Origin of the sequence: Asticcacaulis sp. YBE204, from assembly GCF_000495855.1 — a bacterium.
In the GTDB taxonomy this organism is placed as follows: Bacteria; Pseudomonadota; Alphaproteobacteria; order Caulobacterales; family Caulobacteraceae; genus Asticcacaulis.
The window spans coordinates 55,722-68,963 of sequence record NZ_AWGF01000020.1 but is presented as its reverse complement, the minus strand read 5'-3'; the positions used below and the strand labels follow the sequence as shown (position 1 = coordinate 68,963).

General features: G+C 60.3%; 11 protein-coding genes. All 11 read right to left on the bottom strand.

What is annotated here, in order from left to right; all coding sequences use genetic code 11:
• Positions 1–164: 164 nt before the first annotated feature.
• Positions 165–1,832, bottom strand: a complete 1,668-nt coding sequence (locus AEYBE204_RS38105; RefSeq protein ID WP_023463923.1) for a ribonuclease J — start codon at positions 1,830–1,832, stop codon at positions 165–167.
• The gene (locus AEYBE204_RS38100) at positions 1,825–2,607 is read right to left on the bottom strand and encodes a type III pantothenate kinase (protein ID WP_023463922.1); all 783 of its coding nucleotides are present in this window, start codon (positions 2,605–2,607) and stop codon (positions 1,825–1,827) included. Before AEYBE204_RS38100 ends, AEYBE204_RS38105 begins: the two co-directional genes overlap by 8 nt.
• Positions 2,598–3,338, bottom strand: coding sequence for a biotin--[acetyl-CoA-carboxylase] ligase (locus AEYBE204_RS38095; RefSeq protein ID WP_031231531.1), 741 nt, complete (start codon positions 3,336–3,338; stop codon positions 2,598–2,600). Before AEYBE204_RS38095 ends, AEYBE204_RS38100 begins: the two co-directional genes overlap by 10 nt.
• Positions 3,339–3,491: 153 nt before the next feature.
• Complete coding sequence (gene nuoN / locus AEYBE204_RS38090; RefSeq protein WP_023463920.1) at positions 3,492–4,925, bottom strand: NADH-quinone oxidoreductase subunit NuoN; 1,434 nt, start codon at positions 4,923–4,925, stop codon at positions 3,492–3,494.
• Between the two features lie 13 nt (positions 4,926–4,938).
• The gene (locus tag AEYBE204_RS38085; RefSeq protein ID WP_023463919.1) at positions 4,939–6,441 is read right to left on the bottom strand and encodes an NADH-quinone oxidoreductase subunit M; all 1,503 of its coding nucleotides are present in this window, start codon (positions 6,439–6,441) and stop codon (positions 4,939–4,941) included.
• Between the two features lie 16 nt (positions 6,442–6,457).
• Complete coding sequence (gene nuoL, locus AEYBE204_RS38080; protein WP_023463918.1) at positions 6,458–8,542, bottom strand: NADH-quinone oxidoreductase subunit L; 2,085 nt, start codon at positions 8,540–8,542, stop codon at positions 6,458–6,460.
• A gap of 7 nt (positions 8,543–8,549) precedes the next feature.
• Positions 8,550–8,858, bottom strand: a complete 309-nt coding sequence (gene nuoK / locus AEYBE204_RS38075; RefSeq protein ID WP_023463917.1) for an NADH-quinone oxidoreductase subunit NuoK — start codon at positions 8,856–8,858, stop codon at positions 8,550–8,552.
• The gene (locus AEYBE204_RS38070; protein WP_031231529.1) at positions 8,855–9,463 is read right to left on the bottom strand and encodes an NADH-quinone oxidoreductase subunit J; all 609 of its coding nucleotides are present in this window, start codon (positions 9,461–9,463) and stop codon (positions 8,855–8,857) included. The genes nuoK and AEYBE204_RS38070 overlap by 4 nt, the downstream gene beginning before the upstream one ends.
• 101 nt (positions 9,464–9,564) lie before the next feature.
• Complete coding sequence (gene nuoI, locus AEYBE204_RS38065; protein ID WP_023463915.1) at positions 9,565–10,056, bottom strand: NADH-quinone oxidoreductase subunit NuoI; 492 nt, start codon at positions 10,054–10,056, stop codon at positions 9,565–9,567.
• On the bottom strand, positions 10,053–11,138 hold the full coding sequence (gene nuoH / locus AEYBE204_RS38060; RefSeq protein WP_023463914.1) for an NADH-quinone oxidoreductase subunit NuoH: 1,086 nt from the start codon (positions 11,136–11,138) through the stop codon (positions 10,053–10,055). The genes nuoI and nuoH overlap by 4 nt, the downstream gene beginning before the upstream one ends.
• 6 nt (positions 11,139–11,144) lie before the next feature.
• Positions 11,145–13,208, bottom strand: coding sequence for an NADH-quinone oxidoreductase subunit NuoG (gene nuoG / locus AEYBE204_RS38055; protein WP_023463913.1), 2,064 nt, complete (start codon positions 13,206–13,208; stop codon positions 11,145–11,147).
• Positions 13,209–13,242 lie beyond the last annotated feature (34 nt).

The window sequence follows — 13,242 nt, the reverse complement described above, 5'->3', positions numbered from 1 at the left end:
CCCACACCCCATAACTGGGCGCTTAAACGGCATCGTCAGAACAATTTGGGCAAAAAAAGGGGGGCTTCGCCCCCAATAAAATACAGATATCACGCATAACAATTGCCGTCTAAGTGTGAAAATATAGGGGGTGCAGGGGCCTGTGGCCCCTGCGTCTTTCCCACTTACAACCGCAAAATAATCGTCTCGACGATCGGACGACGGCCCCAGACATTCTGCGCGGCCTTTTTGAGCACGCGCGCCACGGTCGTTTCCACCGTCAGATCGTCGTCGCGCTCTTCGCGAGACAACTTTTGCACGGCCTTTTCGACGATATCGCACAGCTTTTCAAGCTGATCGGAAATGCTATCCTCGTCCTCAAACGCCAGCCCCAGACCGCGCACATCGACATAGGACGCCAACTGGTTCTTGGGGTTCAGGGCGAACGAGACAAACAACATACCGTTATGGGCGGCGTGACGGCGTTCGCGCAGAGCGTCGGAAGCTTCCGGCACGATGACGCCGCCATCGACATAGAGACGGCCGGCGGGGACTTCATCGATCATTTCGGCCTTACCCGGTGCCAGACGTACCATGTCGCCATTGCGCGGGGTGACCTGTTCCGGAACGCCGATTTCAGCGGCCAGAGCGGCGTGCTTTTGAAGGTGGCGGCGCTCGCCGTGGGTCGGAACGGCGATCTTCGGCCGCGCCCAGGCGTACATTTCCTTCAGTTCGTCGCGGCACGGGTGACCGGAGACGTGGATGCCGGGGTGATCCTTTTCGGTGTGGATTTCGACGCCCGATTCCGACAGACGGTTTTGCAGCGACCGGATACCGATCTCGTTGCCCGGAATGACGCGCGACGAGAAGACGCAACTGTCCCCCTTCCCCAGCTTGACCAGCGGGTGGTTGCCGTCGGCAATGCGCGACAAGGCGGCTCGCGGCTCGCCTTGTGAGCCGGTACACAGATAGAGGACGTCCTTGTCCTTCATCTTGGCGGCTTCACCTTCGGTGACGAACTCCTGAATGCCTGCCATCAGACCGACGGATTTCGCCGCCGCCGACATGCGGTGCATCGAGCGCCCGACGAGGCAGACCGAGCGGCCATTGGCTTCGGCGGCGCGGATCACGCTGTCCATGCGCGCGACGTTCGAGGCGAAACAGGCGACGGCGACGCGGCCCTTGAGGCCCGCGATGACCTGCGTCAGGGCGACCTTCACATCGGCTTCCGAACCGGCGTGGCCATCGACGAAGACATTGGTCGAGTCGCAGACCATGGCCAGTACGCCTTGGTCACCCAAAGCTGTAATGGCGCTGATGTCGGTGGCCGCCCCCGTGATCGGATCGGGATCGATCTTCCAGTCTCCGGTGTGCAGGACCGTGCCCAACGGTGTTTTGATCGCCAGACCGTTGGGTTCGGGGATCGAGTGGGTGATGGTGATATAGTCGACCTCGAACGGCCCCAGATTGACCCTGCCGCCCAACGGCACTTCGGTCAGATCGAAGTCTTCGATGCCCTTTTCGCGCAGCTTTTCGCGGATCAGGAAGGCGGTGAACGGCGTCGCATAAAGGGGAGCCTTGATCTTGTCCCACAGCCAGCCCAGCGCCCCGATGTGGTCTTCGTGCGCGTGGGTCAGGATGATGCCGAGGATATTTTCGCCTTCGAGGAACTTCGGATCCGGTACGATGACCTCGATCCCCGGCGTCGTCAGGTCGCCGAAGGTCACCCCGACATCGACCAGAATCCACTGACGGTCGTGCTCCGGCCCGAAGCCGTAGCAGTTGAGGTTCATGCCGATTTCGTTAGAGCCGCCCAGCGGCAAAAACACGAGTTCGTTGTTATTCTTAGTCATTCTCTCTTTTTCTTATGGTGCGCTGATATATTTCGAGCAACCCCCTCAGCGTCAGATCGGGGTCGAAAGCATGGATCTTGGTGGTCGCACCCTCGAACAGCGACGCAACGCCGCCGGTCGCCACAACCGTCATGGGCTGGCCGTACTCGGCCTGAATCTTGTCGATCAGATACTCGATGAGACCCACATAGCCCCAGAATATCCCGGACTGCATCGCAGATACGGTGTCCTTGCCGATATAGTGTGCCGGCTTCTCGATCGCAATGCGCGGCAGCTTGGCAGCCGCCTGATGGAGCGCCTGGACCGACAGGTTGATGCCGGGCGCAATCGCCGTGCCTTCCAGCGCACCATCGGCTGAGACGACGTCGAAGGTCGTCGCCGTGCCGGAATCGATGACGATCAGCGGCCCGCCGTAGCGAATCCACGCGCCGATGGTGTTGACGAGGCGGTCGGCCCCGGCTTCGGACGGCTTGTCGATGCGGACGTCGATGCCGAGATGCGTATTGTCACCGATGACATAGGGCGTCTTGTGGAAATAGCGCTGGGCCAGTTTGCGCAGATTGAACAGCGACTGCGGCACGACCGAAGATATGATGCAGTCGTCGATCATACGAAAATCGAGGCCGTTCATTTGCAGCAACTGGTACAGATAGACCGCATATTCGTCCGCCGTGCGCGTCGATTCCGTTGCCGTCCGCCACTGGGCCAGCCATTTTTCACCGTCGTGAACGGCAAACAGCGTATTGGTATTGCCCTGTTCGATGGCTAGGAGCATGGGGTGTCCGTATAGGTGACCGATCCGCTGGAGACGGTGTGGATATGTCCGTGGCGGTCTTCGATGCGCAGCGCGCCGAAGCCGTCGAGGCCGAGAATCGTGCCTTCAACAGGCGTGTTTTCGTGGTTTATCAGACAGATACGGTCGCGGCCATAGGCCTGAGACAACCATTCCTGCGCTGTGGCTTCAAAGCCATCCTTCTGCCAGCTACCGAGGCGAGCAGTAAAGAGAGGATCGAAGTGTTGCAAAAGGTCGATCGCATCGTGCGGCTCACGCGTAATCACGTTCAGCGCCGTCGTACCATAGGCCTCAAGGTCGGGTGCATCGGTGACATTGATACCGATGCCGATCACGATACCAAGCCCTTCATCGAGCGCCTCGGTCTGTACCAGTATGCCGCACAACTTGCGTCCGTCGTACAGCACATCGTTCGGCCATTTGATCTTCAGGCTGTCCGGCGAGGCAACCAAGGGCCGCAGCAGATCGGTCACCGCCAGCGCCGTTACGAACGACAGTTGCGTCACATGGCGCAGTTCGACGGGCAACACGCCGTACCACGACGCCATCAGATTGCCGGATATCCCTGCCCACGACCGGCCCATCCGCCCTACCCCGGCAGTCTGTTGACGCGCCTGAACCCAGCCGGGGTCACGAAGCCCCGCCCGCAAGCGTGATAACGCCTCAAGCTGGGTAGAAGGCAAGGAGTCGAAAATGTCTATCACTGACGCCATGACGACCTCAGCAAACAATCCTTCCCCGTTTACGGGGAAGGTGGCTTTTGGCTAAAAGCCAAAAGACGGAAGGGGGACAACCGTAGTTTCCCCCACCCACCGCTTCGCGGTCCCCCCTCCCCGTAAACAGGGAGGGATTATTAAGATAATGCATCAGTTCAGGCCGAAGCTTTTGACGGCATTGGCGGCCAGTGGATAGAGCCAGGCCAGAGCCACCATCGCCACCGGGAACGAGAAGGCCGCCGCCGCATATGCGATCCACTTGGCTTCGAACGGCGATTTGTCGATCTCGCCCTTGTCGCCATCGAACCACATCAGCTTGATGATACGCAGGTAGTAGAAAGCACCGATGACCGAGGCCACCAGACCGGCGACGGCAAAACCCCAGTAGCCCGCATCGAGAGCCGCACCGAAGACGAAGAACTTGCCCCAGAAGCCCGAGAACGGCGGCATACCCAGCACCGACAGACACAGCACGGTGATGACGATGGTCAGCTTCACATTGATCTTCGACAGACCGGCCAGATCGTCGATCTTGGTAACTGCCACGCCCTTACGGCTAAGCGCCATCTGAACCGAGAAGAAGCCCAGCGTATCGATCATGTACAGCACCATGAACAGCAGCAGCGCCTGAACGCCCTGCGCCGTGCCCGTCGCCATGGCCAGAAGAGCATAGCCCATATTGGCGATCGACGAATAGGCCAGCAGGCGCTTGATATCTTTCTGCATCAGGCCGCCGAGACCGCCGACGATGAACGAAAGCGTCGCCAGAGCCAGCATGACCTGTGACCATTGATCGTGCAGACCGGCAAAGCCGTCGTTCAGGGTGCGCGCCAGAAGGACCAGCGCGGCGAACTTCGGCGCGCCGGCGAAGAAGGCCACGACCGGGGTCGGCGCGCCTTCGTAGACGTCCGGGGTCCACATGTGGAACGGTGCGGCCGAAACTTTAAACGCCAGACCCGAAATCACGAAGACCAGACCGAAGATCAGGCCGACCTGCGGATTGGCCTGCGCCGCCGCGGCAATGGCGTCGAAGTTCATCGAGCCCGTGAAGCCGTAGACCAGCGACGCGCCATAAAGCAGCAGACCCGACGACAGCGCGCCGAGCACGAAATATTTCAGACCGGCTTCCGAACCCTTGGCATCGTCGCGACGGAAGGCCGCGAGGATGTAAAGCGACAGGGATTGCAGTTCCAGACCGACATAAAGCGCGATCAGGTCGCCGGCTGACACCATCATGCTCATGCCGAGCGTGGCGAGGACGACGAGGATCGGGAATTCGAAGCGGTTATTATTCAACCGCTCGAAATAGCCGCGCCCCAGAACGATGATCACGGCCGAGGCGATATAGATGAACACCTTGGCGTAGAGCGCCACGCCGTCGGCGATGAAGGAACCGTTGAACACCTTGCCGTGGCCACCGAAGGCCGCCGCAAAGGCCGCGGCGATCAGGGCCACGCCGCACAGCGCCGCCACCGTGCCGGCCGACTTATCGCCGCGCAGCGCCCCGTAGACCAGGATGCCGAGCGTCGATACGGCAAGGATCAGTTCGGGAATGGCCAGATGAAGAGCCGATGACAAATCCATAGCGAGGGCGCTCCTATCCGCCGGTCACAGCACGGTACGTCGTAACAACGGCGTCCACGCTGGCGGTGGTAAAGTCGAAAACAAAAGCCGGATAGATACCCAGCAGCAGCGTCCCTGCGATCAGGGGCGCGAAGATGATCTTCTCGCGAAGGCTTAGATCGGGATGGCCTTTCAGGGCCTCATTGGTCACTTCGCCGTACATGACCTTCTTGAACAGGGTCAGGGCATACATGGCCGACAGGATGACGCCGAGTGCTGCCACCAGCGCCGCCCAGGTCGAGGCCTGATACAGACCCGTCATGGTCAGGATTTCCCCGACGAAGCCCGACGTGCCCGGCAAACCGACATTGGCCATGGTGAACAGCAGGAAGACGAAGGCGAAGTGCGGCATCAGCTTGGTCAGACCGCCGTAGAAGGCGATTTCACGCGTATGCCAGCGATCATAGACCACGCCGACGCAGAGGAAGAGCGCGCCGGAGATAAAGCCATGCGAGATCATCTGATAGACCGCGCCCTGCACGCCCGCCTGATTGCCGGCGAAGATACCCATAGTCACGAAGCCCATGTGGGCAACCGACGAATAGGCGATCAGCTTCTTGATGTCGGTTTGACGGAAGGCGATCAGCGAGGTCACGACGATGGCGATGACCGACAGGGTCAGGACGAACGGCGTGAACATTTCCGACGCCAGCGGGAACATCGGCAGATTGAAGCGGATGAAACCGTAACCGCCGAGCTTCAGCAGGATACCGGCCAGCATGACCGAACCCGCCGTCGGCGCCTGAACGTGGGCATCCGGCAGCCAGGTGTGGACCGGCCACATCGGCATCTTCACCGCAAACGAGGCGAAGAAGGCGAACCATAGCCAAGGCTGGGCTTCGGCAGCGAACTTGAAGGTCGAGAGCGTCGGAATATCCGAGGTGCCCGCGACGCCGACCATGTACAGCATGGCCGCCAGCATCAGGACGGACCCCAGCAGGGTATAGAGGAAGAACTTATAGGCCGCGTAGATACGGTCCTTGCCGCCCCAGATACCGATGATGAGGAACATCGGGACCAGACCGCCTTCGAAGAAGACGTAGAACAGGAACAGGTCGAGCGAGGTGAACACGCCGATGACCAGGGTTTCCAGCACGAGGAAGGCGATCATATATTCGACGACGCGCGTCTTGACCGACTCCCACGACGCCAGAATACACAGCGGCATCAGCAGCGCCGTCAGAGCGACGAACAGGACCGAAATGCCGTCAACGCCCATATGGTAGTTGAGGAAGCTGAACCATTCGACCTTTTCGACGAACTGATAGTCGGTCGAGGCGCGGTCGAACCCGGCCAGCAGCACGACATTGAGCGCCAGCGTGGCCAGAGTCGTCCACAGAGCGATCCATTTGGCGTTACGCTCGATGACCGCCGTGTCGTCCTTGCGCGACGCCCACTTGACACCGAGGATCGCCAGCGCGCCGACCAGCGGCAGGAAGGTGATGATACTCAGAAGATTGGGGATTACCGGTGACATTTAAACTTTCTCTCCCCTATTTCGCCATGAAGAAGACGACCCAGGTCAGCAGACCCGCGATGCCTAGGAACATGACGAAAGCGTAGTGATAGACGTAGCCCGTTTGGGTGCGGACCAGCTTTTGCGCCGACTTGAGCGCCGTCCAAGCCGCCCCGTTCGGGCCGAGGTTGTCGATGATCTTTACATCGAGCACCTTCCAGAACAGGTCGCCCAGAGCCTTCGAACCCTTGACGAAGGTGGCCTGATAGATCTCGTCGAAGAACCACTTGTTATACAGGAAGGTATAGAGCGGGCCCTTCTGCGCGGCCATGGCCTTCGGCAGTTGCGGCTTGAGCAGGTAGAAATAGACCGCGCCGAGCGTGCCGAGCAGGGTCACGACCAGCGGTGCCCACTTGACCCATTCTTCCTTGATGTGGTGCGCCTCGTGCAGAACGTGGTTGTGCGGTCCGTGCTGGATGGCGTGGCCCCAGAAGGCGTGGGCGTGATCGCCGACGAAGTATGGTGCGAAGACGAAACCGGCAGCGACGGCACCGACCGACAGAACGATCAGCGGCACCAGCATGACCCACGGGCTTTCGTGCGGTGTGTGGGCATGGTGATGGTCGTCATGGCCGTGACCATGATCGTCGTGCGCATGGTGATCGTCATGATGAGCGATCGGCGTGGTTTCTTCGGTCGTGTGACCGTCGACGACGTGATGGTGGTCGTCGTGGGCGTGTTCCCAGATCTTCTTGCCGTGGAAGGTCATGAAGGCCAGACGCCACGAATAGAAGGCGGTCAGCAGCGCAGCCAGAATACCGATACAGAAGGCGAACATGCCCTGCGGCGTGTTGGACGCGGCCCATGCGGTCTCGATGATGGTGTCCTTCGAGAAGAACCCGGCGAAACCGATTTGCGTGTGCGGAATACCAAGGCCGGTGATGGCGATGGTGCCGATGGTCATACAGGCATAGGTGATCGGCAGATACTTGGCCAGACCGCCCATTTTACGCATGTCCTGTTCGTGGTGCATCCCGTGGATGACCGAACCGGCCCCCAGAAACAGTAGAGCCTTGAAGAAGGCGTGGGTGAACAGGTGGAACATGGCGGCTTCGTAGGCGCCGACACCGGCGGCGAAGAACATGTAGCCGAGTTGCGAACAGGTCGAGAAGGCGATGACGCGCTTGATGTCGTTTTGCGTGAAGCCGATCGAGGCCGCGAAGATGGCGGTGATCGCACCGATATAGGTGACGATGGTCTTGGCGACCGGTGCATACTCGAACAGCGGCGACAGCAGGCAGACCATATAGACGCCAGCGGTGACCATGGTCGCTGCGTGGATCAGGGCCGACACGGGCGTTGGGCCTTCCATGGCGTCCGGCAGCCAGGTGTGCAGGAAGAACTGCGCCGACTTGCCCATCGCGCCGATGAACAGCAGGAAGGCGGCCAGATCGAGCGCCGACCATTCATAGCCGATGAACGTCCACGTCGTCCCGGCCTTGGCGGCGATCAGCGGGAACAGTTCGTGGAAATTGATCGTCCCGAACATCCAGTAGATCGTCATGATGCCCAGCGCGAAACCGAAGTCGCCGACGCGGTTGACGACGAAGGCCTTGATGGCCGCCGACGACGCCGAGTCTTTCTGGAACCAGAAGCCGATCAGCAGATAGGACGCCAGCCCAACCCCTTCCCAGCCGAAGAACAGCTGCATGAAGTCGGCGGCGGTCACCAGCATCAGCATGGCGAAGGTGAACAGCGACAGATAGGCGAAGAAGCGCGGACGCGACGGGTCCTCTGCCATATAGCCCCAGCTATACAGGTGGACCAGCGACGACACGCTCGTCACCACGATCAGCATGGTCGCCGACAGAGCGTCGATACGGATCGACCACGCCGAATGGAAGGTGCCGATATTGATGAAGTCGAGCAGCTTGACCGTGAAAGGCTCAAGGCCGCCCCACGTATGCTGCGAGAAGACGTACCACGACAGGGCGCAGGACAGGAACAAAAGGCCCGTCGTCACCGCCTGAGAGGCGATATTGCCGATCCTGCGGCCGAACAGGCCCGCGATCAGCGCGCCGACGATGGGCGCAAGTACAAGGATCGTAACCAGAGTTTGCATGATTTCCTTAGCCCTTCATCATGCTCGCGTCATCGACTTCGATGTCGCCGCGGTTACGGAAGAAGGTAACGAGAATGGCCAGACCGACGGCGGCTTCAGCCGCAGCGACGGTGAGGACGAACATCGCCATGATCTGCCCCTGCACATTATGCAGGTGCGTCGAGAAAGCGACGAAGTTGATATTGACCGCCAGAAGGATCAGTTCGATCGACATCAGGATGATGATGATGTTGCGGCGGTTCACAAAGATGCCGAAGACACCGATGGTGAACAGGATGGCCGACACGACCAGATAGTGAGCAAGACCGATAGTCATTCCTGAATTCCTTCGCCGGTTTTAACCTGCACGATTTCGACCGCATTTTTACGACGGCGGGTCACCTGCGTGTGGATGTCCTGACGCTTGACGTGGACGCGGTGCTGAAGCGTCAGCACGATGGCGCCGATCATGGCGACCAGAAGCACAAGGCCCGAGGCCTGGAAGAGATAGACGTAGTCCGTATAGAGGACGCGGCCAATGGCTTCGATGTTCGACATTTCCGGGCCGTAGACCTGAGGCGATTGCCCTGCTGCGGCGCCGCGGTCGGCGATGGCGATGGCGATCATGATCAGTTCGGTCAAAAGCAGCACGCCGACTACCGCGCCGATCGGCAGGTAGTTGGCGAAGCCCTGACGCAGCTTGACGAAGTCGACATCGAGCATCATCACCACGAAGAGGAACAACACCGCGACGGCGCCGACATAGACGACAACCAGCAGCATGGCGAGGAACTCGGCCCCCATCAGCACGAACAGGCCCGCCGCCGAGAAAAAGGCGAGGATCAGGAACAGCACCGAGTGTACCGGGTTGCGCGAGGTAATCACCATCGCACCGGACAAAACGGTCACTGCCGCCATTATGTAAAAGGCAATTGCCAACATGATCGGGACCTCCGCCCCTTTAGTTACTCTGGGTTCGGGATCGCTCCCTACCCCTTCAAACCGTGATCCCGCAAGCTTTAACCTTACGGAATCGGTGGATATTATCGGTACGGCGCGTCCAGCTCCAGCGAGCGGGCGATTTCGCGTTCCCAGCGGTCGCCGTTGGCCAGAAGCCGTTGCTTGTCGTAGTACAGTTCTTCGCGCGTATCGGTGGCGAATTCGAAGTTCGGCCCTTCGACGATGGCGTCGACCGGACAGGCTTCCTGACACAGCCCGCAATAGATGCACTTCACCATGTCGATGTCGTAGCGCGTCGTGCGGCGGCTGCCGTCGTCACGCGGTTCGGCTTCGATGGTGATGGCCTGAGCCGGGCAGATGGCTTCGCACAGCTTGCAGGCGATGCAGCGTTCTTCGCCGTTCGCATAGCGGCGCAGGGCGTGTTCCCCGCGGAAACGCGGCGAGATCGGGCCTTTTTCGAACGGATAGTTGATGGTCGCCTTGGGCTTCATCATGTACTTCAACGCAAGGCCGGTGGCCCCGATGAAGTCGAGCAGCAATGCGCCCTTGGCGGCCTGAACGAGACGGGCGATCATACGAGGTTACCTCCGAAAACGCGGTAGGCCGCAATCAGTACCACAGCCACCAGCGACAGCGGCAGGAAGACCTTCCAGCCCAGACGCATCAGCTGGTCGTAGCGGTAGCGGGGGACGATGGCCTTGGCCAGCGCGAACATGATGAACCAGAACACCACCTTCAGGATGAACCATAGCAGGCTGATCAGGATGTAGGCCAGCGAACCCTGCGGGACGATCGAGTCCATCGGTATCGGCGACTGCCAGCCACCGAAGAACAGGATGGTGATCATGGCGCACATCAGGACGATGTTGGCGTATTCGCCGATCATGAACAGCAGGTACGGCGTCGAGGAATATTCGACCTGATACCCGGCGACCAGTTCCGATTCAGCTTCCGGCAGATCGAACGGCGGGCGGTTGGTTTCGGCCAGTGCCGAGATATAGAACATGACCATCATGCCGAGCATGATCGGCAGCTTGATGATGCCGAGGCCGAGCAGCCCGCCGCCGCCAAGGAAATTCCAGTTCCAGAAACCGCCCGCCTGCGCGTTGACGATGTCGGACAGGTTCATCGAGCCGGTCAGCAGAACGACGGTGATGATGATGAAGCCGAGCGAGACTTCGTAGGACACCATCTGCGCCGCCGAGCGCAGCGCGCCGAGGAACGGATATTTCGAGTTCGACGCCCAGCCGCCCATGATGATGCCATAGACACCGAGCGACGAAATGGCAAACAGATAGAGAATACCGACATTGATGTCCGATACGACCCAGCCCGGCGCGAACGGAATGACCGCCCACGACATGAAGGCGAGGATAAAGGTCAGCAGCGGCGCGATGAGGAAGACGGTCTTGTCGGCGCCGGCGGGGATGATGACTTCCTTCAGCACGAACTTCAGGAAGTCGGCGAAGGATTGCATCAGGCCGAAAGGACCGACGACGTTGGGGCCTTTGCGCATCTGCACGCCGGCCCACACCTTGCGGTCACCCCACAGGAGGAAGGCCAGCGAAATCATGACGCCCATGATGACGGCGGCGGATTGGCCGATGGTGATGATCGTCCAGCCCCATGGGCCTGACCAGAATGAGGGTTCAGTCATTGTCTCTTACTCCGCCGCCAGACTCAAAGGCGTCGACCGGACCGCCGAAATCTCCGCCATGGCCACCGAGGCCCGCGCGATCGGGTTGGTCAGATAGAAGTCCTTGATATTGGAAGCCAAAAGGCCGTCTTTAATCTCGCCCTTGACGCCAAGGGTGGTCACGTCGAATGCTTTGGCTGTCGGTTTGGCGTCGACGCGGCCAAAGGTCGGGTGATCGGTGATCAGGGCGTGACGCAGGTCCGACAGGCTGTCGTAGGGCAGGGTTTTGCCAAGCTTCGATGACAGGGCGCGGAAAATCGACCAATCCTCTTTGGCCTCGCCCTTAGGGAAGACCGCGCGTTCGGCGATCTGGACCCGGCCTTCAAGGTTGACATACATGCCCGACTTTTCGGTATAGGCTGCCCCCGGCAGGATGACATCGGCGACCGAAGCCCCGGCATCGCCGTGCGAGCCGATATAGACCACGAACGCGTCCTTGAGACCGCTGGTTTCGATTTCGTCGGCGCCGATCAGGACGACCACATCGAGCTTGCCATTCAGGATGCCGCGCGTATCGAGACCGCCCTCGCCCGGCACGAAGCCCATGTCGAGGCCGGCCACGCGGCCTGCGGCCTGATGGACGATGTTGAAACCGTTCCAGGCTTCACGCACCACATTATAGGGAGCGAGCACTTCCGACGAGATCAGGCTGAGGACGGCAGCGCCGTCTTCGCCCGACAGCGGGCCGGTGCCGATCAGGACGGCGGGTTTCTTCGCGTCCTTCAAGAGGTCGCGGAACGCGCCTTTCTTGATGTCTTTCAGCGCCTTGGCGTCGGAACCTAAGTGTTCGTAATCATAGGTCAGGTCGTAGGTTTCGCCGATGACGCCAATCTGCACCTTGCCCTTGAGCCAGGCCTTGCGGATGCGCGCATTGATCAGCGGCGCTTCCAGGCGCAGATTGGTGCCGATGAGCAGAATGACATCTGCCTCTTCCAGCGCCGCGACACCGGTATTGAACAGCCACGATTCGCGCGGCGTATGGGCAGAGACCGGGCCGAACTGCTCGCCATGCTGACGGCAGTCGATGTTTTTCACGCCGAGCGAGGTGAACAGATCCTTGGCGGCCTTGAGGCTTTCGGCGTCTTGAAGGTCACCGGCGATGACGCCGACCTTCTCGGCGGAAGTCACTTGCAATTTGCCAGCCACCACATTCAGGGCGTCGTCCCAAGATGCCGGGGTCAGGCTGCCGCCCTTGCGAACATAGGGTTTGTCGAGGCGCTGGCGTCCCAGACCGTCGACGGCGTAGCGCGACTTGTCCGACAGCCACTCTTCGTTGAGGTCTTCCTTGAGACGTGGCAAGGCGCGCAGCACGGCGGCCCCGCGATTGTCGATACGGATGTGCGCGCCCAGCGCGTCCATCACGTCGATCGTCTCGGTCTTGGTCAGTTCCCACGGACGGTAGTTGTAGGACCACGGCTTGTGCGTCAACGCGCCGACCGGGCACAGATCGTTCAGATTGCCCGACAGTTCCGACGACACCGCCTGCTCCAGATAGGAGGTGATCTCGGCGCCTTCGCCGCGCGAAATCATGCCCATCTCGGTCACACCCGCGACTTCGGTCGAAAAGCGGACGCAGCGCGTACACTGGATGCAGCGCGTCATATAGGTCTTGATCGTCGGGCCGAGGTGCTTTTCTTCGACCGCGCGCTTGTTCTCCTGATAGCGGGAACCGTCGCGGCCATAACCCATGGCCTGATCCTGAAGGTCGCATTCGCCGCCCTGATCGCAGATCGGGCAATCGAGCGGGTGGTTGATGAGCAGGAACTCCATCACGCCTTCGCGGGCCTTCTTGACCATCGGCGTATTGGTGAAGATTTCCTGACCGTCGGCGGCGGGCAGAGCGCACGAGGCCTGCGGCTTCGGCGGTCCGGGCTTTACCTCGACAAGGCACATGCGGCAGTTGCCCGCGATCGACAGGCGCTCATGGTAACAGAAACGGGGAATTTCTTCGCCCGCCAGCTCCGCCACCTGAAGCACGGTCATGCCGGGTTCAAACTCGACCTCGACCCCATTGACTTTAGCTATCGGCATGTGCCTCAAACCTCATAACAAAAACGTACTCTGA

Bases quoted from the DNA above. Each gene is read 5' to 3' on its own strand.
- nuoK (WP_023463917.1), bottom strand. From the start codon at position 8,858: ATGACTATCGGTCTTGCTCACTATCTGGTCGTGTCGGCCATCCTGTTC.
- AEYBE204_RS38095 (WP_031231531.1), bottom strand. From the start codon at position 3,338: ATGGCGTCAGTGATAGACATTTTCGACTCCTTGCCTTCTACCCAGCTT.
- AEYBE204_RS38105 (WP_023463923.1), bottom strand. From the start codon at position 1,832: ATGACTAAGAATAACAACGAACTCGTGTTTTTGCCGCTGGGCGGCTCT.
- nuoH (WP_023463914.1), bottom strand. From the start codon at position 11,138: ATGACTGAACCCTCATTCTGGTCAGGCCCATGGGGCTGGACGATCATC.
- AEYBE204_RS38085 (WP_023463919.1), bottom strand. From the start codon at position 6,441: ATGTCACCGGTAATCCCCAATCTTCTGAGTATCATCACCTTCCTGCCG.
- nuoN (WP_023463920.1), bottom strand. From the start codon at position 4,925: ATGGATTTGTCATCGGCTCTTCATCTGGCCATTCCCGAACTGATCCTT.
- nuoI (WP_023463915.1), bottom strand. From the start codon at position 10,056: ATGATCGCCCGTCTCGTTCAGGCCGCCAAGGGCGCATTGCTGCTCGAC.
- AEYBE204_RS38100 (WP_023463922.1), bottom strand. From the start codon at position 2,607: ATGCTCCTAGCCATCGAACAGGGCAATACCAATACGCTGTTTGCCGTT.
- nuoG (WP_023463913.1), bottom strand. From the start codon at position 13,208: ATGCCGATAGCTAAAGTCAATGGGGTCGAGGTCGAGTTTGAACCCGGC.
- AEYBE204_RS38070 (WP_031231529.1), bottom strand. From the start codon at position 9,463: ATGTTGGCAATTGCCTTTTACATAATGGCGGCAGTGACCGTTTTGTCC.
- nuoL (WP_023463918.1), bottom strand. From the start codon at position 8,542: ATGCAAACTCTGGTTACGATCCTTGTACTTGCGCCCATCGTCGGCGCG.